Source organism: Streptomyces sp. NPDC001604 (assembly GCF_042893475.1).
Lineage (GTDB): Bacteria > Actinomycetota > Actinomycetes > Streptomycetales > Streptomycetaceae > Streptomyces.
The window spans coordinates 140,253-159,032 of record NZ_JBIAUY010000006.1 but is presented as its reverse complement, the minus strand read 5'-3'; the positions used below and the strand labels follow the sequence as shown (position 1 = coordinate 159,032).

The following is an 18,780-nucleotide window of genomic DNA, read 5'->3' as shown; positions in this document are numbered from 1 at the left end:
CCATGACCATGGAGACGACCGTTTCACTCGGTCTGTCCGACCCCACGCTGCTGCGCACGGCCGCCTACGTCGAGGGCAAGTGGCTGGAAGCCGGCGACGGCGGTCGGCTCACCGTCCGCAACCCGTCGACCGGTGACCTCATCGCGGACCTGCCGGCACTCGGCAGAGCGCAGACCGCCCATGCCGTCGACGCCGCTCATCGTGCTCTGCCCGAGTGGCGGGCACGGTCGGGCAAACAGCGCGCACAGGTGCTGCGGCGCTGGTTCGACCTTGTCACCGAGCACACGGAGGACCTGGCCCGGCTGATCGTCCTGGAGGAGGGCAAGCCACTCGCCGAGGCCCGCGGGGAAGTCGCTTATGCCGCCTCCTTCATCGAGTGGTTCGCCGAGGAGGCCAAACGGATCCGCGGCGACGTGTTCGCGGCACCGGAAGGTTCGCGCAGGGTGCTGGTGCTCAAGGAGCCGGTCGGGGTGTGCGTGGCCATCACCCCGTGGAACTTCCCCGCCGCGATGATCACCCGTAAGGCCGCTCCGGCACTGGCCGCGGGCTGCACGATGGTCGTCAAGCCCGCCGAGCAGACGCCCTTGACGGCGTTGGCCCTCGCCGAGCTTGCCGAGCGGGCCGGTGTACCGGCCGGGGTGCTCAACGTGGTGATCGGCGACCCGCGCGAGATCGGGCCCGAGCTGACCGGCAATCCGCTGGTCCGCAAGGTCAGCTTCACCGGCTCCACCGAGGTCGGCAGGCTGCTCCTGGCCCAGTCCGCCCAGACGGTGAAGAAGACCTCGATGGAACTGGGCGGCAACGCGCCGGTGCTCGTCTTCGACGACGCCGACATCGAGACCGCCGTCGCCGGTGTCGTCGCCACCAAGTACCGCAACACCGGCCAGGCCTGCATCAGCGCCAACCGTGTCTACGTGCAGGCGGGAATCCACGACCGCTTCGCGGAGGCGTTGACCCGCAGGGTCGAGGACCTTGTCGTCGGAGACGGCTTCGACGACGGCGTGCAGCAGGGACCGCTCATCGACGAGGCAGCGGTGGCGAAGGTCGAGGAACATCTCGCCGACGCCACGAGGCGGGGTGCCAGGATCCTGTGCGGCGGTTCGCGGCACCGGCGTGGAGGGCTCTTCTTCCAGCCCACCGTGCTGGCGGACGTGGCCCCCGGCATGCTCGTCACCCGCGAGGAGACCTTCGGCCCGCTCACCCCGCTCATCCGCTTCACCGACGAAGCCGAGGCCGTCCGCATGGCCAACGACACCGACTACGGTCTGGCCGCCTACCTCTTCACCCGCGACGCCGAGCGGACCTGGCGCGTCTCGGCCGCCCTGGAAGCGGGGATGGTGGGCATCAACACCGGCCTGATCTCCAACGAGGTCGCCCCCTTCGGCGGCGTCAAGCAGTCGGGGCTGGGGCGGGAGGGCTCCGTCTACGGCATCGACGAGTACCTGGAGATGAAGTACCTGGCCTGGGAAGGCGCCGGCGCGCCCTGAGCCGACTGCCGCGCCGGACACCGCACGAACGAGTCGCGCCGAGACCAACCCGCCCAGCGCTGAGTCACCGCCCCCATCACCCACGCACCGAGGCAAGGACGACCATGCCTGCATACACCCGCACAGAGGCCCGGGACTGGGCCCGCGAAAAGCTCGTCGGAGCCGTCAACTGCACGATCCCGTCGTTCACCGCCGACCTTCGCGGCATCAACGAGCAGGGCATCAGGCACGACATCCGGCTCGCCGAGCAGCACGGATTCCTCGGCACCCTGGGCGTCTCCGAGGTCAGCATCACCCTGCCCGAATACCTCGACTTCCTGCGCATCGTCCGCGATGAGGCAGGCGACGACTTCGTCGTGGTCCACCACGGCAGTTGGAGCACCCTGGAGCAGAACATCGAGGCGGTGCGCGGCGCCGAAGAGGCCGGTGCCGACCTGGTGCTCCTGTCCTACCCGCCGAACTTCTACCCGGAGTCGGAACAGGAGGTCTACGACTACACCAAGGCCGTCTGCGACGCCACGAACCTCGCGGTCATCCTGTTCCCGATGTACCTGTGGGGGTTCAGTCCCCGGGTGCACCCCTCGGACATCCCGACGCGGCTCATCCGCCGGCTCATCGACGACTGCCCCAACATCGCGGTCATCAAGGCCGAGGGCGGCTTCCCCAGCATTCAGAGCGCCATCGAGTGCCACCGGCTTTTCGGCGACGAGGTCGTCATCTCGGTGCCCATCGAGGGCGAGCTCATCCCGCTGGCCCAGGTCATGCCTGTTCAGCTGTCCGCCACGAGCGACCACGAATACTTCGGGCCCATGATCCCGCGTGTCATGCAGCTGCTGCGCGAGGGCAAGTACGACGACGCCACCGACATCTACTGGCAGCTGCATCCGGCCCGCAAGATCAAGGGCGGCCTCGCTCCCGTGCTGCACGGCGGTGCGTTCATCAACCGGCAGGCATGGAAGTTCCAGGGGTGGCTGCAGGGCTACAACGGCGGACCGCTGCGCCAGCCCACCCAGCGCATCCACGACGCCCAGATGCACGCTTTGCGCAAGGGACTCCTCGACGCCGGACTCGAGCCCAGCATGGACCCGTTCCGTGAGTTCTTCATCGGAAGGAACCCGGCGTGACCCCCAACGAACTGGACCGTGCCAACCCCGCCGGCGCGATCGCCGATGCCGCCAAGCGCTGCTCCAACTGGGGGCGTTGGGGACAGGACGACGTACTGGGCACCCTCAACTTCCTCGACGAGGGCAAACGGCGCGAGGGCGCGGCCCTGATCCGGCGCGGGGTCTCCTTCTCGCTCGCCCAGCGCTTCGACACGAACGGTCCGCAGAACGGCTGGCGCCGCAGGACCAATCCCGTGCACACCATGCTCTCCTCGGGCCTGGACGCCGAGTTCGGTCCGCCGGAGTTCCCGCACGGCCTGGGCGGTGCCGACGACGTGGTGTTCATGCCGTTGCAGGCGTCGACGCAGTGGGACGGCCTGGGACACGTCTTCGACCACGGCATGGCCTACAACGGACGACGCGCCTCCGCGGTGGTGACCAGCGAAGGCGATCAGCTCACGGGTATCGAGACCGTGGCCGACCGGATAGCAGGTCGAGGAGTGCTGCTCGACGTCGGTCGGGCGATCGGCACCGACGGCGAACTGCCGGACGGCTTCGCCATCACCGCCGAGCACCTCGAAGCCACGATCGCGGCACAAGGCGAATCCTCCCGAGTGGGCCGGGGTGATCTGCTGCTGGTCCGTACGGGACAGCTGGCGCGGACGCGTCGCGACGGCTGGGGCGACTACGCGGGCGGGCCGGCACCCGGCCTCTCGTTCACCACCGCCGACTGGCTGCACACCCGCGAGATCGCCGGTATCGCCACTGACACCTGGGGCTTCGAGGTCCGGCCCAACGAATTCGACCAGGCCTTCCAGCCGCTGCACCAAGTGGCCATCCCGCACATGGGTCTCTTCATCGGCGAGATATGGGATCTCGACGCCCTCGCGGCCGACTGCGCTGCCGACGCAATCTACGACTTCTTCCTCACCGCCGCCCCCCTCCCCGTCACCGGTGCCGTCGGAGCCCCGGTCAACCCCATCGCCATCAAGTAGAGCCCCCGGAAAGGACACACACCATGCGCTTCGCCACCTGGGAAAGCGCCGGCCGCTGCGCCGCCGGGGTCGTCGGCGAGCACGGGCTGCACGCCTTCCCCGGTACGACGACGGTCCTGGACCTCGTACGGGCCGGACTGCCGGCCGCCCTTGAGGCCGGTGCCGCCGCCCTCGACAACTCCTCCCCGATACCGATCGATTCCGTACGGCTGTTGCCGCCGCTGGAACCGCCGACCGTGCGGGACTTCGCGGCATTCGAGGAGCACGTCGAGGGTGTCGTGCGGTCGGTCAGCGGAGGCGGTGTGGTCGTACCGGAGTGGTACGAGGCCCCGGCCTTCTACTTCACCAACCCCTATGCGTTGACCGGCGCGCACGACGACGTCCCGGTCCCGCCGGGCTCACACGTGCTGGACTTCGAACTCGAAGTGGCCACCGTCATCGGCAAGGACGGCGCCTCACTCACCCCCGAAGAAGCACGGGACCACGTGTTCGGCTACACCGTCCTCAACGACTGGTCCGCACGGGACCTGCAAGGCCGCGAGATGAAGGTGGGCCTCGGGCCCGCCAAGGGAAAGGACTTCGCCACCACCCTGGGGCCGTGGCTGGTGACCGCCGACGAGCTGGACAGCTACCGCGACGACGAGGGGTTCCTGCAGCTGGACATGCGGGTGTCGGTCAACGGCACCGAGGTCGGCCAGGATCTGCTGAGCAACATGAGCTGGACGTTCGAGGAGCTCATCTCGTACGCGTCCCGCGGCACGTGGGTGAAGGCCGGTGACGTCCTCGGCTCCGGGACCTGCGGCAACGGCGGCTGCCTCGGTGAGTTGTGGGGCCGCAGCGGGACGCGAACACCGCCTCCGCTCGAACCCGGAGACATCGTGGAAATGACAGTCGAGGGCATCGGTTCGATCCGCAACCGAGTCGTACCGGGCGAGCGGCCCACGCCGATCACCGCTGCACGCCGACGGCCGCGCCTGCGCAAGCGGACAGCCTCCGACAGGACCTGAATCAGGTCCAGGAAGGCCAGAACGACATGCGGGCGGCCGGCGACCTGGACCTCCTGAAGCTGCTTGGTCAACTCCTCGGCGAGGGCGTCCAGTTCACTCCGACGAGCGGTGATCCACTGCCGCTCCGGCATCCCGGACCCTCCCGCGATCTCGTGGCGTGCCGACCCGCCGACGGATCGTAGGCGGGGGTCGGTCACGGGCGCAGCCGAGCCCGGCAGACCGTCGGAACCGGACCTGCCCGATGATCTACGGCATAGACATCGGCCGCCGACCGGCACGAGTCCCCGTATCGTCGCTCACACCAGACCCGTGACCTGCGATTTCACGATGCACACCACTCAGTGGGATTGGCCGGTGCCGGAGTCCCCGATGAGCGGTCGTCGATGGGGGCTGATCGAAGGGGCGCTGCCGCTCCATACCGAACCGGCGAGCTCCATACTGGATACGGTGTTGCTGTTATGGTGCTGGCCGAGGAGGTGGACGTTCAGTGGCAGCAGCTGGTCCTGTGCGAGCGACCCCGGCATCGGCTCGGCGCCCGGGGCGTCCGCCCGTGCCGCTGGAGCGCATCGTCTCCACCGCACTGCAGATCGTGGACGATGAAGGGGCCGACGCTCTCTCGATGCGGACGCTGGCCCAGCGCCTGGGCTCGGGCACGGCGACGCTGTACCGGCATTTCGACAACCGGGCAGCGCTGGTCGCCCATGTCGTGGACCGCATGTTCGGCGCCGTGGAACTGAAGGGCGACGAACTCCTCGCGATGGGCTGGCAGCAAGCGCTGCGGACGGTCGCGCACACCATGTTCGAGGCCCTGGCCCGGCACCGGAACGCGGCGCGCCTGATGGTCGAGGAGATTCCCCTGGGGCCGAACGCCATGGCGCTGCGGGAGCACTGTGTCGCGGCGCTGCTCGACAGCGGCTTCCCGCCGCGACTGGCCGCGCATGCGTTTGCCACCTTCTCCCGCTACGTCCTCGGATTCGCCATACAGGTCAACGGTCATGGCGGTGGCGGGCAACTCGACGACGCGCAACTGTCCGCCGTCTTTCAGGGCGTCGATCCGGCCTTGTTTCCGGCAACGGTTACCGTCGCCGGGTCGATGCCCGTTCCGATCGAGGAGGAGTTCTCCTTCGGACTCGAACTCCTTCTCAGCGGGCTTGCCCACCTGCGCGACGACGCCTGACCAGCCAGGACGATGCGAACCTGAGGCTGCCCACCGACGGAGTCATCTCGGTCGGCATGAAGCGTCGCCACCGCTGCTGGTGCTGGGCGCGTGATCTCGTGTGGTCGGCGGCTCGTCAGCGGAAGGCGAAGTGCTCGGCGTGGAGATGCCGGCGGGGGACGCCCTGGCGATGGAGGGCGCGAGTGAGGTTTTCGATCATGGAGGCGGGGCCGCAGAGGAAGACGTGCGTGTCGGGGGTGATCGGTCCGGCCTCGGCCTGGATTCTTTCGGCGGTCAGACGGCCGTGGCTGCGGCTGAACGTCGGGTGGAGCCGGAACCCGGGGCGGTGGGCTGCCGCTGTGGTGAGTTCCGGGAGGAATGGCGCCTCGTCGGCGGTGGGGGCGCAGTAGAAGAGGTCGGTGCGGGGCGGCGCTGCACCGGGGTGGGTGAGCCAGCCGAGGAAGGGCGCGATGCCGATGCCTCCCGCGATCCATATCTGCCGGGGTCCGCCGAGGGTGTGGTCGAACATGCCGTAAGGACCCTTGAGGGTTGCGGGGTGTCCTTCACTTATGTCTGTGTAGAGGCCGCGTGTACCGCGGCCCAGGGCGCGGATGGTGAGGCGTACCGAGCCGTCGGCCTGCGTTCCTGCGACGCTGAAGGGGTGTTCGTGCCAGCCGCCGACCCGCAGGTAGACGAACTGGCCCCCTGTCACGGGAAGGGTCGTCTCGCCGGTGGGCGTGAGGGTGAGGTCGAGGATGTCGGGTGTCGGCCGCTCGACACGGTGGACTGTGTAGTCCGCCCGGGGTTCCCTGTGCCGTAGCACCAGTTCGTCGTAGGTGTAGGCGGTCATGCCGATGGTGGCCATCGTGACGTAGATCGCCAGGAGGGGCGTGGATCCGTTGATGATGAGATCGAGGAACCAGCCGTGCAGCAGCGCCGACAGGAGCAGCAGGCCGGTGAGGCGATGCAGGAACAGCCAGCGCTCGTAGGGCAGTCGGAGGATGCGGCCGACCTGGCCGAGTGAGATGAGGACGAGCAGTAGCAGGCCGATGGCGGAGACGGCACCGAGGAGATGGCCCATCCCTACCGACGCGGCCCGGTGGGCGTAGCCGTACGGGCTCCCGTCGAAACCGGAGAAGAAGTGGAGGAGCAGGTGGGGGGTGAGCAGGAGAATGGACCATACGGCGTACAGCTTGTGCTGTCGGTACATGCGGTCCAGGCCGCCGAACCACTGCTCCAACCACATCAGGCGGGTGGCCAGCACCAGGGTGCAGGACATCAGGTAGACGGACAGGACGCCGGCGAACTCGCCAACGAAATAGACAGCGCTGAGGCCCTCTGGCCTGAGCCAGTCCCAGGCCAGATAGAGCATGACGGCTCCGGTCGTGACCGACAGGGGTCCGACGTGGCGCTTCTTCAGGCGCGCGTCCAAGGGGGCGCGTGCGATCCGGACAGCGTAGATCGCTATCACGATCAGGACGGGCATCGTCTACCCCTCGGGGTGGGCACTGTGGACGAAGGGGCGATGGTGAAGGCAGGGCGGACCGTGCGGTCGCGGCTTGAGCGCCCTCGAGCCCAGGTGGCTGCGTTTCATGCCACCTCTAATATTGGCTACACCGTAGCCGTTTAGCTGGTTTTGGTCCAGCGGTGCAATCGGATACCCGTTGGCCAGCCCTGGATCTGCCCTTCGGGAGCGTGGCGGTCTGAAGCCATCCCCGTCGGTCGGCTCTTCGAGGTGAAGTCACAGCTCGAGGCGGCATTGCTTTCAGGGTGACACTGCCGGAGCTGCCCTCCGTGGCATGGGCTCGATCCGCAGCGCTTCAGGCGAACAAGGCCGCGAGGTATGAGGCGACAAGCGCCGCGCACACAGCGGCGGGCACAAATTTGGCAACCGGGTCGCCCTTGCGCAGGTGTACGACCACCGCTCCGGCGAGCAGCAGGAGAAGCCCGGCCCCCGCGAGGCCGCCGAGCAGCGGCATGGCGAGGCCGAGCGCCACGCCGGCGGCTCCTGCCAGTTGCAGCACGCCGATGCGGCGATAGGCGGCGACGGAGAAGCCGGTCTCGGCGGCCAGCTCGCGCGCCTTCGGCAATGCGAGTGTGTTGAGCACTCCGATCCCCCCGAAGATCAGGGCGATGGCGCAGGCGAGGGTGATGGTGAGGATCATGAGGTATCTCCAGGTGCCGGCGTCGCGGCGGCGTGGGCGTCAAGGGCGACGGCCTGATGGCGGGCGGGGCGTCACGAGACCGTTATGGGATGTGTCGGGCGCGGTCGAGTTGCCGGCCGAGCGCATCGCTCGGCGCCCAGACGGGCGATCCGGTCGATCGATGCAGCGGCTCAGCCTAGCGAAATAACGGCAACAATGTAACCGTTATGGTGGTCGGCTTCGGAGCGAGTTCGCGGGGGCGTGGGCGTAACGACGTTCACGCAGCCGGTGCCGTCGCCAGGTTGTAGATGGTCCTGAGGGCAGGCCTTTGCTCAGCGAGTTGCCGAGGAAGTCATGGACGTCGCCCGCACGGGTTCACCGGTCGGCTGCCATAGGCATCCCGCATTCGCGAACTCCCCGACGGCCCCACTTCTTTACGGGCCCTTACTGAGCGTTTGGTCCGGTGATTCGTGTTTGGTCCCGGGTCAGGTTCCGCGCCAGTTCAGGGTGGCGTCGCCCTCTGAGTCTGCGGGCCATGAGGTCGATCATGGCGAGGTGGATCATGGCTTCGGAGCGGTGCGGGTGTGTCTCGTAGTCGCGGGCGAGGCGTCGGTGGTGCATGAGCCAGCCGATGCTGCGTTCGATGGTCCACCGTCTCGGGATGATCGTGAACCCGTGGGCGCCGGGCGGGCGCTGGACGGGGTGGACGTTGATGCCGAGGCGCGCTCCGTGGTCGATGACGGTGGTGCGGTAGCCGGCGTCCACCCAGGCCTTCGTGATGTGCGGGTGGGTGGCGGCGATGCGGGAGAGCAGGGTCACGCCGGCTGCGGTGTCGGAGACGCTGGCGGCGGTGACCAGCACGGTCAGTAGCAGGCCGAGGGTGTCGCAGCCGAGGTGGCGCTTGCGCCCGATGATCCGTTTCCCGGCGTCCGTACCCTGGTCCGCGAGGGGCACGTTGGCGGAAGTCTTAATTGTCTGGGAGTCCAGCACGCAGGCCGACGGCTCCGCCCTTCGGCCCTCGGCTTCCCGGACGCGCACCACCCAGCGCACCGATTCCACCCACGTCCTGGCCGCGGTGCGGGACCTGACCCGCCTGGAACTGGTCACCGAGGCGGTTCGCGCCGCGCTCGAAGAGGTTGCAGGTGTCTCTCCTCATCTGCTGGACGGGCTGGTCGACGAGGGCTGGGGGCTGCGCTACGGCCGCCCGGTCCACCTGGGAAAGAACCCCACCAAGCCCGTGACCAGGATTCTTGCTACCGGAAACGACGCCGTCAGGCTTCTGGAACACCTCCACCGCTTCGGAGCGGACCGCATGTCCGGTCCTCGCATCCAGGCTCTGCGGCAGATCATGGTGCAGAACTATCACCGTGATGCCGCGGGACACCTGCGCTGGCGCACCGCCGAGAAGGAAGGCGGGGCGGGTCTGCCACCCTCGTCCCGGGCCATCGTCTCGCCCTACGACACCTCGGCCCGCTACGCGCGGCACGGGCACATCATCAGCTGGAAGGGGTTCGCCGCTCATCTGACCGAGACCTGCGCCTCCGACGGCCCCAACGTGATCACGGATGTCGCCACCACCGCGGCCACCACCCACGACAGCCAGGTCCTGCCCGGCGTCCACACCCGCCTCGCCCGCCGCGGCCTGCTGCCCGCCGAGCACCTGGTCGACGCCGGCTACACCTCCCTGCCCCACCTGGAACAAGCCGCCCGTGAACACCAGGTCACCGTCTCCGGGCCGCTGAAGAGCAACCCCACCCGCCAGCACCGCCGAAACGAGGGCTTCGCCCGCGACGACTTCCACATCGACTACGACAAGCAGCAGGTCACCTGCCCCCAGGGACAGGTCAGCGCGGGCTGGCACGGCCCCTACCCGACCTCCTCACCCACCGCCGCCCCGCTGATCGTGGCCAGGCTCACCAAGAGCCAGTGCCGCCCCTACCCGACCCGCACCCAGTGCACCAGCACCGCCGACGACGCCCGCACCGTGGGATTTCCCCCACGAGAGCTCCGCGACCTGCAACTCCGCGTCCGCGCCGAGCAGCAGACCCCCGAGTGGAAGACCCGCTACGCGGTCCGCTCCGGAGTGGAGAGCACGGTCAACGAGTTCGCCCACGGGCACGGTATGCGGCGCTGCCGCTACCGAGGACAGGGAAAGGCCCACGTCCAGCACGTCCTGACAGCCATCGCCGTCAACATCGAACGCCTCAGCGGACTGCCACCGGCTGAGGAAGCCCCCACACCCCGTCGGCCCACTGCCTTCCAGAACTACCTCGACCAACGCGAGATCCCTCGCCTGAAGTCCTGGCGAACCCTGGGCACTTGACTCCGCCGGCACCAAGATCCCCGACAGAGTTAAGTTCGCTGTCCGATACGAGGCGGCCGTACTGGTCGCAGTCCTCAACGAGTGGCTGTGACCAGCACTTTCGCAACGGGCCCTAGGCGTGATACGGGTAATGTTCCAGTTCCTGCACGATCAGGAACATGGACTGAGAGGCATCGACCAGGCTGTCCGATGCCGAGACCATGATTTCGTCGAAGAGCTCGCGGTAGCGGGCGACGCCGGAAAGGTCGTCTGCCCTGTCCAGCCAGATGCTTGTGGCGCCGGCATGGACATTTATGGGGGCGCCGCCCAAAAGATCGCGCGTCGCTTCCTCGGGCACCGGCAGTGCATGACTGCGGGTGTAGCCACACAGCGCGGGCGACAATGAAGGATCAGCCACAATCGCCTGCGAGGCCGCACGCCATGCGGTGAAGAATTGTTCCCGGTCGACACCTTCGCGCGTGGCTATGAAATGGACAAGCTTGACGGCACCGCGCCGGGGCACGGCAACCTGCTCACGCTCCTCGGCTGTCACCAGCACCTTCAGGGCCGACCCGTCGGCGAAGAGGTGTTCGTCCGGCTGGATAACCGAAAGGTAATAGGGGTGCGACGTCAGGAGACCTACCGCTTCCGGCGAGGGATTATAGATTTCGCTTACGACATCTATTTCGGCCGGCGCCACTCGTGCCGCATCCGGTGCGCCATAGGCAGCGTCGATCACAAAGTTTTGTACATACCTTGAGAGGTGGGCCAGCATATCGGCGGGGCCCGCCAGGATCTTGGCCGCATGGACGTTCTGATAATGCTGCCAATGCTTCTGACGTGTCATGCCCGGCAGGCGACGGGCCGCGACAATAAGTTTGATCATGATTCACTCCGATACGTTGCACCCAGGGAGAATCCTGGAGGTGGGGCGACCTGAAGCGGCCGATTGGAAGCGGTGGCGAGGAAACGCCGTTGTTGCTGGGTGGTTCAGCCCCCTGGGTCTTTCCGACTTGCTCGCGAATGGTCGATCCGTTGCGGCGGCGCGTGCTCGGCGCGGCCGCTGCTTTAGTCTCATCACACCCCATTCCATCTGTACAGTGGAACTTTGTTATGGGTTTCATTCACCGCATGGATGAAGTTGGAACGTGATGGGTCTCGATCTGAATCTGCTCGTGCCGCTGAACGCGCTGCTCCAAGAGCGCAGTGTGACGGCCGCGGCGCACCGTATCGGCCTCTCCCAGCCGGCCTGCAGCGCGGCGCTCAAGCGACTGCGCAGGCACTTCGGCGATGAACTGCTGGTCCGGGTCCCCGGCCAGGGAACCCAGCTCACGCTGCTGGCCGAGCGCCTGCGCGATCGGGTCTCACTGCTGACCGCGGAACTCGACGGCGTCTTCGGGGCCAACGCCGGCCTGCAACCAGGTTCGCTCGACCGCGAGTTCTCCCTGCTGCTCTCCGACTACGATTGCAGCACGCTCGCCACGTCACTGGTGCGCGAGGTCACCGCGCACGGCACTGGTGCACGTATCCGCCTGGATCTGCTCACGAACGACATGCGGGCAGGGATCGTCGAGGAGATCGACAGGCATGATGCAGTGATCGTGCCCCGGGCCGCGCTCCCGGACGGGACTCCGTCGCTCGACCTCTACGAGGACCAGTGGGTGCGCATCGTCAGCGCGACTCGGCAGTCCGAGGGCGACGATCTCGCGCAGGCACGGTGGGCCGTCTGCTACGACACACCGTTGATGCCGTGGTCGCCGGGCCAGCTGCTGGAGAGGGAGGGCCTCGCCGGGTCGATCACCGTGCGGGTGGAGAGCTTCGCGATACTGTTCCCGCTGGTGGCGGGTACGGATCTCACCGCGCTCGTGCCCAGGCGGCTGGCGGACACGTGGTGCGGGCCGACGGGAACGCGCCCTGCCCCGGTCCCCGCGTCCCTCGCCCGGCCCTACGTCATGGCGATGGCGTGGTCTCCGCGCTGGGCGTACGACCCGGCCCACTGCTGGTTCCGGGACCGGGTGTCCGCCGCCGCGCAGTGTGACGACGTGAGCCGGTTGCCCCGGCCGTTGTGATCGACCGCGCTGGAGCGAGCACCTCTCCGAAGGCTGAAGGCCGCGAATAGGGCCTTCTGGCGAACGGTCAATGGGCCTGGCTGGAGGCGTTGTTGCCGCAGCGCGTCAAGCCGGGTCGTCCGGCGGTGCGGACGCGGCGGCAGCTGCTCGACGGATACGGTGGCGGAAGCGGACCGGTGTCACCCACCGCAGCGGAATGATGCGGAGCCCGCAATCTCTTTCAGGGCCTCGACGGGCCAGGGTGCGCCTGGCGGTGCCCCGCAGCACTGCTCATGACGGGTGGGCCCCCGAGGGAAAGGCCCCCTCCTCAACTCTCCTTCTTCGCCCCGAACATCACCCTCCGCAGCGTCGCCAGCAGCCCCTTCCCCTCGCTCCCCGCCTCCCGGACCGGTTCGGGGTGCCGAAGCTTCACCCCCGGTGCCAGTTCGTACCGTAGGGGCAGTACTGCCCGTCGATCTTGCTGCCGCACCGGGAAACTCCAAGATCCCCGACAGAGTCAAGCTTAGAAGCGTAGTGCTCCTTCTGGTAGATCCCGCTCCGCGGTCAGCGGCAACTCCACAGTGGTGAGCATGTCCCGGTACCGCTCGGCCAGTTGGGAGGGGAGCTTCCTGCTGAACACCACCAGCTCCCGGAAATAGCCGGGCCCGATCCGCCGGGCGTGCCTCGACCAGCGCAGCGGCACCGCGTTCTCCGGGGTCACGGTCACACCGATCCCCTCGACCGCGAACAGGAGCGCTGCGGAGACCTGGCCCGTGCGTGCGACGGCGCGCGGTGTGAACCCGAGGTGCCCTGCCAGGCGGTCCACCACTTCGCTCATGCCCTGTTCCTGCTCGTAGAGCACCCAGTCGGCAGCGGCCAGTTCGGCCGGATCAGCTGCTGTTCCCGCCGGGTATTCGGCCGAGCCGGTCACCACCATCTCCTCATATCCCAGGGAGATGACGGGTCCCTCCCACGGTTCGGGCCGTGGACCGACCGCGATGTCGCCCTGGCCACTGCGCATGGCCTCTTCGAGGTCCCGGCGGTGGGAGTAGTCGTGCAGTCTCAGCACGGTGGAGGGGTACGTCGAGTGCCAGCGCGCCGCGGACGGCGGCAGGATCCCCGAGGCGACGGACCGTACGGTCAGGACGTGGACGTCGCCCTGACGGCCCTCCACCACCTCGCGCACCGAGTCCTGCGCGTCCTGAACCGCACGGACGACGTTCTGTGCTCGGGGCAGAAAGACACGGCCCGCGGGAGTCAGCGTCACCCCTTGCCGGCCGCGCTCCAGCAGGACCGCGCCCAGCTCCTTCTCCAGGGCCCCGATCTGCTGGGACAGCGAAGGCTGCGTGACATAGAGCCGCGCAGCCGCTCTGCTGAAGGAGCCGGCCTCCCAGACCGCGAGGAAGTACTCCAGCTGACGTAGCTGCATGTGATCAAGTTACTCGGCCGCATGGCATGCAGCTCGCGTGTGCGTCATGCCCTGAGTGCGACCCTGCTGTCCTTGCGGGTGAGCCGGGACAGCAAGTAGTCGACCTCGGTGCGGGCACGCGCCGACAGCGCGGCCCCGGGCTTGCGCTGGGTGTCGGAGGCCAGGATTCCGCGGCGCTTCATGACGTACTTGCGTACGGCCAGGCCGATGCCCGGCTGCTGTTCGTAGCGCAGCAGGGGTAGGTGGGTGTCGAAGACGTCATGGGCGGCGTCACGATCGCCGGCGGCGGTGTGGCGCACCACGTCGACGAGGAGCTCGGGAACGCAGTAGCCCGTCATCGCTCCGTCGGCTCCGCGTTCGGTCTCGAAGTCCAGGAAGAGGCCGCCGTTTCCGCACAGGATCGACAGGCGGGGCATCGCTCCATCGGCTTCGAGTTGCCGGAGTGCGCTGATCTTCTCCAAGCCCGGCCAGTCCTCGTGCTTGAGCATCACGCAGCCGGGCGCGGCGTTCGCGATGCGGGCGATGACGGCAGGGGACATGACGACGGAGAACGACAGCGGATAGTCCTGGATCACGAACGGCACGTCCGCGCCGATGGCGCCCGCCGCTCCCTCGTAGTAGCTCACGATCTGGTCGTCGGTGCGCAGCGTGTTCGGCGGGGCGATCATGACGCCGCCGGCACCGGCTGACATGACGTCGACCGTGAGAGCCCGCATGGCGGCGTAGCCGGGTGCGGAGACGCCCACGATGATCGGCAGATCGGTGCGCTTGAGGACGTGCTGGACGATGCGCACGCTTTCCTCGCGGGACAGCTTGGGTGCTTCGCCCATCTGGCCCAGGAGGGTCAGTCCGGTGACGCCGGCGTCTGCGTAGAAGTCGACGAGTCGGCTGAGTGAGTCGAAATCGATTGCGCCTTCCTCGTCGAAGGGCGTTGGTGCGATGGCGAAAACACCATTGGTGTTGCGGTCCAGGGGTGCCATTTTTTTCTGCCTCCTCAGAAGTCCGATGTCTTTTTCAGAGGCTGGTGATGAGTCCGCCGTCGACTCGGATGACCGAGCCTGTGATGTAAGAGGCCTGGACGCTTGCGAGGAAGGTGACGGCGGCTGCGTATTCCCGCGGTTCGCCGTAGCGGCCCACAGGGATCGACGCGACGCTCTCGGCGGACGTCTCCGCGACGGACTTGCCCTCCCGATCGGCCTTGGCCTGGTCGAGGAACTTGGTCCGCTGGGTGCCGATCCGTCCCGGAACGACCACGTTGCAGGTGACACCCTCGGCCGCGACTTCCCGGGCCAGCGTCTTGGACCAGCCGAGCAGGCTGCCCCGCAAGGCGTTCGACAGCCCCAGGTTGGGGATAGGGGCGATCACCCCCGAGCTGGCACTGGTGATGATCCTGCCCCAGCCGCGGCTCCGCATCAGCGGCGCGACCCTGTCCGTGATCGCGATGACGGACAGCACCATGGACTGGAAGTGCTTCTGCCAGAGTTCAGGGTCCTGCCCCGCAACCGGCGAGGGCGGCGGCCCTCCCGTGTTGTTGACCAGGATGTCCACGGGACCGAGCGCCCCTTCGACTGCCGCGATGTGCTGGTCGATCGCGCCCAGGTCCGCGAGATCCCATTCCAGGGGCACGGCTTTCCCGCCCGCGTCGGCCACCGCCTCGGCGGTGCTCTCTGCGGCCTGTGGGCTGATGTCCGCGACGGCGACAGCGGCGCCTTCAGCGGCGAGGGCCTGGGCGATCGCGCCGCCGAGACCCCCACCCCCGCCCAGTACGAGCGCGGTCTTGCCCGAAATTCCCAGATCCACAGCTTCGCTCCTTGGGCGGTGGCCCCGTTCGTCGTTTTCAAATGACACTGCCACGAGGTCGTGATGGGTCTCCAATAGGAATCTCTCGCGACATGCATAAGGGATGCCTATGCGCCGCGAATAGGGAATAGGCGTTGCCGGCATGCAAGATGAGGTGGGGAACAGGGCCGTTTCGGTTCGATTTCCGACGCATGTTCATGGCCGTAACTGGAGGCCCCTATGTCCTTGCCGGAAACCATGCAGGCCGCGGTGCTGGGTGAGCCCGGCACCCTTGCCGTCGCGACGCTGCCCGTGCCGCAGGTGGGACCGGAAGACGTTCTGGTACACGTCCGCAGGGCGTCCCTGTGCGGAACGGACCTGAAGATCCGCAGTCGCCACTTCTTCAAGGACGGCGGCCCGGCCGCGGGCGAGTTCGTACCCGGCCACGAGTACGCCGGCGTCGTCGCCGCGGTGGGCCGCGCCGTGGACGAGTTCCGGGTCGGCGACCGGGTGGTGACGGAAGCCCACCGCGGCTGCATGCGCTGCGCGAACTGCCTGGCCGGGGCCTACACGGACTGCCTCAACTACGGCCTGCGGCACACCGGGCACCGGGTGCAGGGGATGACCGTCAACGGGGGCTTCGCGGAGTACGCGCTCAATCACGTGGCGACCCTCCACCGGTTGCCGGACACCGTGGACTTCGACGCCGCGGTCGTCCTCACCACCGTGGGCACCGTGATGCACGCCTTCGACGTGCTCGACACCCTGCTCGTCGGATCCACGGTCGCGGTGATCGGCCCCGGACCGATAGGGCTGCTCGCGGTACAGGTCGCACGTGAACTCGGGGCCAGGACCGTAGCCCTGGCCGGCACGCGGGAAGCCAGGCTCGCCATCGGCAAGTCCTTCGGCGCGGACCTGATCGTAAACTCCCGGGAGGAGGACGCCGTAGCGGCGGTTCGGGAGGCGACCGACGGGATCGGCGCCGACATCGTCCTGGAGTGCTCCGGCGCCCCGAGTGCGGTGGACGACGCGCTGCGCATGGCCAAGCGGTCCGGGAAGGTCGTCCTCGTCGGCTTCTTCGAAGAGCCCGTACGGGCCGACCTCAACCACGCCGTGATGAACGGCATCTCGATCCAGACGGTCCGCGGCGAGGGCACCGGTTCGCTGGCCCGCGCCGTCGGCCTGGCCGCCCGGGGTCGGCTGCGCACCGCGGAACTGGTCACCCACCATTTCGGGCTGCCCGACGTAGCCGAGGCGTTCGACACCTACGCCGAGCGCCGGGGCAACGCCATCAAGGTCATGCTTGACATCTCCGAGGCCCCGGAGTCCGCCGGTGACCGGTGACCGGGAGGGCACCGTGCCCGACGCCCTGGCAGCCGGGCGGGAGAAGGCAGCGGCCGCCATGGCCGATGCTGCCACCGCCTGGCTGAACAGCCTGAGCGAGGACCAACTTCCGCTCGCCGCCTACGACTCCCCGCTCCACCCGGATGCGGAGGCCGAGCGCCTGCGCTGGTTCTACACTCCCACCGAACACGGCGGGCTCGCCGTCCGAGACCAGAACGCTCGCCAACAGAGCCTGGCCATGCAGTTGGTGGCCACCGGACTGTCCATTCCGGGCTACGCCACGGTCACCACCGTGATGGGACTGGAGAACGTCCTGGACCAGCTGGAAGGGTGGCGGGTCCACTGGGGCCGGCAGCGCGGACGGGACCCGGGCCTCTACTGGCTGAGGATCTTCGGCCGCCCCGGCGACCGTGTCTGGGCATGGCGGTTCGGCGGCCACCACATCTCCCTGAACAACCTCGTCGTCGCCGGCCGGCTCGTCTCCACGACCCCCTGCTTCATCGGTGCCGACCCGGCCACGACCGAGCTCATCGGAGGCACCCTGCGGCCCTTGGAAGGCCCTGAGGAGACGGCCCGTCAACTGGTCCGCAGTCTGGACACGGGCCAACTCCAAAGCGCCCTGCTCCACCCGTCCGCAGTCTCGGACATCGTCTCCGGCAACCGCCCACGCGTCGAACACGGCGACACGATGATGCACATGCAGGACCTGTGGCGGGGTCGGTTCGCCGACCCTGAGCTGGACCGGCTTGTCGACGACATCGACCGCCGGGCGGAAGCGGGCAGCGGATACACCGAGAACGATCACGCGCGCGTGGCCATCACGATTCCCCCCAAAGGCATCGGCGGTCGCGACCTGAACAAGGAGCAGCGGCACCTGTTGCGCCGGCTCGTCAGCCTTTACACCGGACGGGCACCCGAGTTCCTCGCAGACGCCTACGACACCCACTACGCCTCTGACATCGTCCTCGACGCGGTGCATTTCGGCTGGGCGGGCAGCACGGACGCCGGGGAACCGCACTACTACCGGGTGCAGGACCCTCGCGTCCTCATCGAGTACGACAACACCCAGCGGTACGCCAACCACGCCCACTCGGTGTGGCGTGACCTGACCTCCGACTTCGGACTGGACGTGCTCGCCGAACACCGCGCACACATCGCACACGAGTAGGGCCTACCCGGGCAGCGCCGTAGACGCCCGTACCGCTGGCCCCCACGAAAGAACCAGCACCATGATGACCCTGCTGATCGTCGACGAAGAGCCCCTGCCACGTCTTGCCGCGCGCGTAATCCTCGAACGACAACCTGGACTGACCGTCGTCGGCGAGGCCGACACCGGCTCCGAGAGGGTCCGTATGGCCTCTGCACCACAGCCCGACAACGTTCTGATCGCCGCAGACCACGCAGTGGCCAGAGGTGACGCCGTCATCGCGCCGAGTGTGACCCACAGACTCCTCGACACCTTCGCTCACCGTCTGAAACGTTCCGTCCCAGACCAGGATCGGGACGGCAGCGGCCGCTCCACCACCTCGCCGGACGCGAGCGTGAGGTTCCCGCCCGTATCGCGTCGGGTCGGAGCAACGGAGAGATCGCCGAGGACCTGCATCCGGCCGAAACCACGGTCAAGTCACACGTCAGCAGCATCCTCGCCAGGATCGGTGCCGGGACCCGCGACCAGGCGGTGGCTTTCGCCTCCGAAGTAGGGCTCGTCAGAGCGGGAACGGACTGGCCCTGGCTGGCGTGAACAGGGACATGGCCTCGCGGACGCGGCGCTCTGCCGCGGCCAACTCCTGCACGACAACCCCGAACGCGACGACGCCGAAGCGGCCGACCAGGTCATCGAGGATCTGCTGCCGATGTTCGGCCTTACCAGAGACGAGGCCCACGAGATCTGCCGGCAACCACTGCCCGGACTGGAAACCGCGGCCGACCGTCAAGGCGCCACCCTGGAACCCGAGAACCGTGACCACCCGAACGAAAGGTGCGCAG

Annotated in this window: 17 protein-coding genes and 1 pseudogene; 10 read left to right on the top strand and 8 right to left on the bottom strand. The window is 68.0% G+C overall.

Annotated elements, in window-relative coordinates; translation table 11 throughout:
• The first annotated feature begins 8 nt into the window (after positions 1-8).
• From ACFY1E_RS19100 to ACFY1E_RS19080, 5 genes are all read left to right on the top strand, one after another.
• The gene (locus tag ACFY1E_RS19100; protein ID WP_389077814.1) at positions 9-1,487 is read left to right on the top strand and encodes an NAD-dependent succinate-semialdehyde dehydrogenase; all 1,479 of its coding nucleotides are present in this window, start codon (positions 9-11) and stop codon (positions 1,485-1,487) included.
• Between the two features lie 104 nt (positions 1,488-1,591).
• Positions 1,592-2,611, top strand: coding sequence for a dihydrodipicolinate synthase family protein (locus ACFY1E_RS19095; protein ID WP_351924659.1), 1,020 nt, complete (start codon positions 1,592-1,594; stop codon positions 2,609-2,611).
• Complete coding sequence (locus tag ACFY1E_RS19090; RefSeq protein WP_351924657.1) at positions 2,608-3,585, top strand: cyclase family protein; 978 nt, start codon at positions 2,608-2,610, stop codon at positions 3,583-3,585. The genes ACFY1E_RS19095 and ACFY1E_RS19090 overlap by 4 nt, the downstream gene beginning before the upstream one ends.
• Positions 3,586-3,608: 23 nt before the next feature.
• On the top strand, positions 3,609-4,592 hold the full coding sequence (locus tag ACFY1E_RS19085) for a fumarylacetoacetate hydrolase family protein (protein ID WP_389077254.1): 984 nt from the start codon (positions 3,609-3,611) through the stop codon (positions 4,590-4,592).
• A 550-nt stretch (positions 4,593-5,142) separates the two neighbouring features.
• Entirely contained in the window at positions 5,143-5,769 is a 627-nt protein-coding gene (locus ACFY1E_RS19080; RefSeq protein WP_351924653.1) for a TetR/AcrR family transcriptional regulator, read from the top strand.
• 115 nt (positions 5,770-5,884) lie between these two features.
• Here ACFY1E_RS19080 and ACFY1E_RS19075 read toward each other — a convergent pair whose 3' ends face one another.
• The 3 genes and pseudogenes from ACFY1E_RS19075 to ACFY1E_RS19065 all read right to left on the bottom strand — a co-directional run.
• Positions 5,885-7,234 carry a ferric reductase-like transmembrane domain-containing protein gene (locus tag ACFY1E_RS19075; protein ID WP_389077251.1) on the bottom strand — a complete coding sequence of 450 codons (1,350 nt, stop codon included), beginning with the start codon at positions 7,232-7,234 and terminating at the stop codon, positions 5,885-5,887.
• A 334-nt stretch (positions 7,235-7,568) separates the two neighbouring features.
• Positions 7,569-7,913, bottom strand: coding sequence for a DoxX family protein (locus tag ACFY1E_RS19070; RefSeq protein WP_388920559.1), 345 nt, complete (start codon positions 7,911-7,913; stop codon positions 7,569-7,571).
• Positions 7,914-8,377: 464 nt separating this feature from the next.
• Positions 8,378-8,924: pseudogene (locus ACFY1E_RS19065) on the bottom strand (transposase); the annotation flags it as partial.
• Here ACFY1E_RS19065 and ACFY1E_RS19060 point away from each other — a divergent pair.
• The gene (locus ACFY1E_RS19060; RefSeq protein WP_389077248.1) at positions 8,848-10,215 is read left to right on the top strand and encodes a transposase; all 1,368 of its coding nucleotides are present in this window, start codon (positions 8,848-8,850) and stop codon (positions 10,213-10,215) included. The pseudogene ACFY1E_RS19065 and the gene ACFY1E_RS19060 overlap by 77 nt on opposite strands.
• 112 nt (positions 10,216-10,327) lie before the next feature.
• Here the strand turns inward: ACFY1E_RS19060 and ACFY1E_RS19055 are convergent, their stop codons facing one another.
• Positions 10,328-11,080, bottom strand: coding sequence for an EthD domain-containing protein (locus ACFY1E_RS19055; protein ID WP_351924646.1), 753 nt, complete (start codon positions 11,078-11,080; stop codon positions 10,328-10,330).
• A 265-nt stretch (positions 11,081-11,345) separates the two neighbouring features.
• Between ACFY1E_RS19055 and ACFY1E_RS19050 the strand changes: the two genes are divergently transcribed.
• Positions 11,346-12,263: a LysR family transcriptional regulator gene (locus ACFY1E_RS19050; protein WP_351924644.1), complete on the top strand. Its 918-nt coding sequence runs from the start codon at positions 11,346-11,348 to the stop codon at positions 12,261-12,263.
• A 502-nt stretch (positions 12,264-12,765) separates the two neighbouring features.
• On the opposite strand, the gene ACFY1E_RS19045 is transcribed toward ACFY1E_RS19050, so the two are convergent.
• From ACFY1E_RS19045 to ACFY1E_RS19035, 3 genes are read right to left on the bottom strand one after another with little or no spacing between them, the layout of a single operon-like run.
• Complete coding sequence (locus ACFY1E_RS19045; RefSeq protein ID WP_351924642.1) at positions 12,766-13,671, bottom strand: LysR family transcriptional regulator; 906 nt, start codon at positions 13,669-13,671, stop codon at positions 12,766-12,768.
• A gap of 44 nt (positions 13,672-13,715) precedes the next feature.
• The gene (locus ACFY1E_RS19040; RefSeq protein WP_389077246.1) at positions 13,716-14,651 is read right to left on the bottom strand and encodes a dihydrodipicolinate synthase family protein; all 936 of its coding nucleotides are present in this window, start codon (positions 14,649-14,651) and stop codon (positions 13,716-13,718) included.
• Between the two features lie 34 nt (positions 14,652-14,685).
• Entirely contained in the window at positions 14,686-15,471 is a 786-nt protein-coding gene (locus ACFY1E_RS19035) for an SDR family oxidoreductase (RefSeq protein WP_389077243.1), read from the bottom strand.
• Positions 15,472-15,690: 219 nt separating this feature from the next.
• Here ACFY1E_RS19035 and ACFY1E_RS19030 point away from each other — a divergent pair, with 219 nt between their 5' ends.
• The 3 genes from ACFY1E_RS19030 to ACFY1E_RS19020 all read left to right on the top strand — a co-directional run bounded on the left by ACFY1E_RS19030 (position 15,691) and on the right by ACFY1E_RS19020 (position 18,535).
• Positions 15,691-16,794 (top strand): zinc-binding dehydrogenase, encoded by a 1,104-nt coding sequence (locus ACFY1E_RS19030; RefSeq protein WP_389077241.1) that lies wholly within the window; start codon positions 15,691-15,693, stop codon positions 16,792-16,794.
• Positions 16,784-17,962, top strand: coding sequence for a DUF3500 domain-containing protein (locus ACFY1E_RS19025; protein WP_389077238.1), 1,179 nt, complete (start codon positions 16,784-16,786; stop codon positions 17,960-17,962). Before ACFY1E_RS19030 ends, ACFY1E_RS19025 begins: the two co-directional genes overlap by 11 nt.
• A 390-nt stretch (positions 17,963-18,352) precedes the next feature.
• Positions 18,353-18,535 (top strand): response regulator transcription factor, encoded by a 183-nt coding sequence (locus ACFY1E_RS19020; protein ID WP_389077812.1) that lies wholly within the window; start codon positions 18,353-18,355, stop codon positions 18,533-18,535.
• Here the strand turns inward: ACFY1E_RS19020 and ACFY1E_RS19015 are convergent.
• Positions 18,501-18,728, bottom strand: coding sequence for a hypothetical protein (locus ACFY1E_RS19015; protein ID WP_389077236.1), 228 nt, complete (start codon positions 18,726-18,728; stop codon positions 18,501-18,503). The genes ACFY1E_RS19020 and ACFY1E_RS19015 overlap by 35 nt on opposite strands.
• Positions 18,729-18,780 lie beyond the last annotated feature (52 nt).

What these genes read in the sequence shown, in the direction of transcription:
- ACFY1E_RS19095 (WP_351924659.1), top strand. Translation starts at nt 1,592, where the DNA reads ATGCCTGCATACACCCGCACAGAGGCCCGGGACTGGGCCCGCGAAAAG.
- ACFY1E_RS19055 (WP_351924646.1), bottom strand. Translation starts at nt 11,080, where the DNA reads ATGATCAAACTTATTGTCGCGGCCCGTCGCCTGCCGGGCATGACACGT.
- ACFY1E_RS19100 (WP_389077814.1), top strand. Translation starts at nt 9, where the DNA reads ATGGAGACGACCGTTTCACTCGGTCTGTCCGACCCCACGCTGCTGCGC.
- ACFY1E_RS19030 (WP_389077241.1), top strand. Translation starts at nt 15,691, where the DNA reads ATGTCCTTGCCGGAAACCATGCAGGCCGCGGTGCTGGGTGAGCCCGGC.
- ACFY1E_RS19085 (WP_389077254.1), top strand. Translation starts at nt 3,609, where the DNA reads ATGCGCTTCGCCACCTGGGAAAGCGCCGGCCGCTGCGCCGCCGGGGTC.
- ACFY1E_RS19050 (WP_351924644.1), top strand. Translation starts at nt 11,346, where the DNA reads ATGGGTCTCGATCTGAATCTGCTCGTGCCGCTGAACGCGCTGCTCCAA.
- ACFY1E_RS19045 (WP_351924642.1), bottom strand. Translation starts at nt 13,671, where the DNA reads ATGCAGCTACGTCAGCTGGAGTACTTCCTCGCGGTCTGGGAGGCCGGC.
- ACFY1E_RS19040 (WP_389077246.1), bottom strand. Translation starts at nt 14,651, where the DNA reads ATGGCACCCCTGGACCGCAACACCAATGGTGTTTTCGCCATCGCACCA.
- ACFY1E_RS19075 (WP_389077251.1), bottom strand. Translation starts at nt 7,234, where the DNA reads ATGCCCGTCCTGATCGTGATAGCGATCTACGCTGTCCGGATCGCACGC.
- ACFY1E_RS19070 (WP_388920559.1), bottom strand. Translation starts at nt 7,913, where the DNA reads ATGATCCTCACCATCACCCTCGCCTGCGCCATCGCCCTGATCTTCGGG.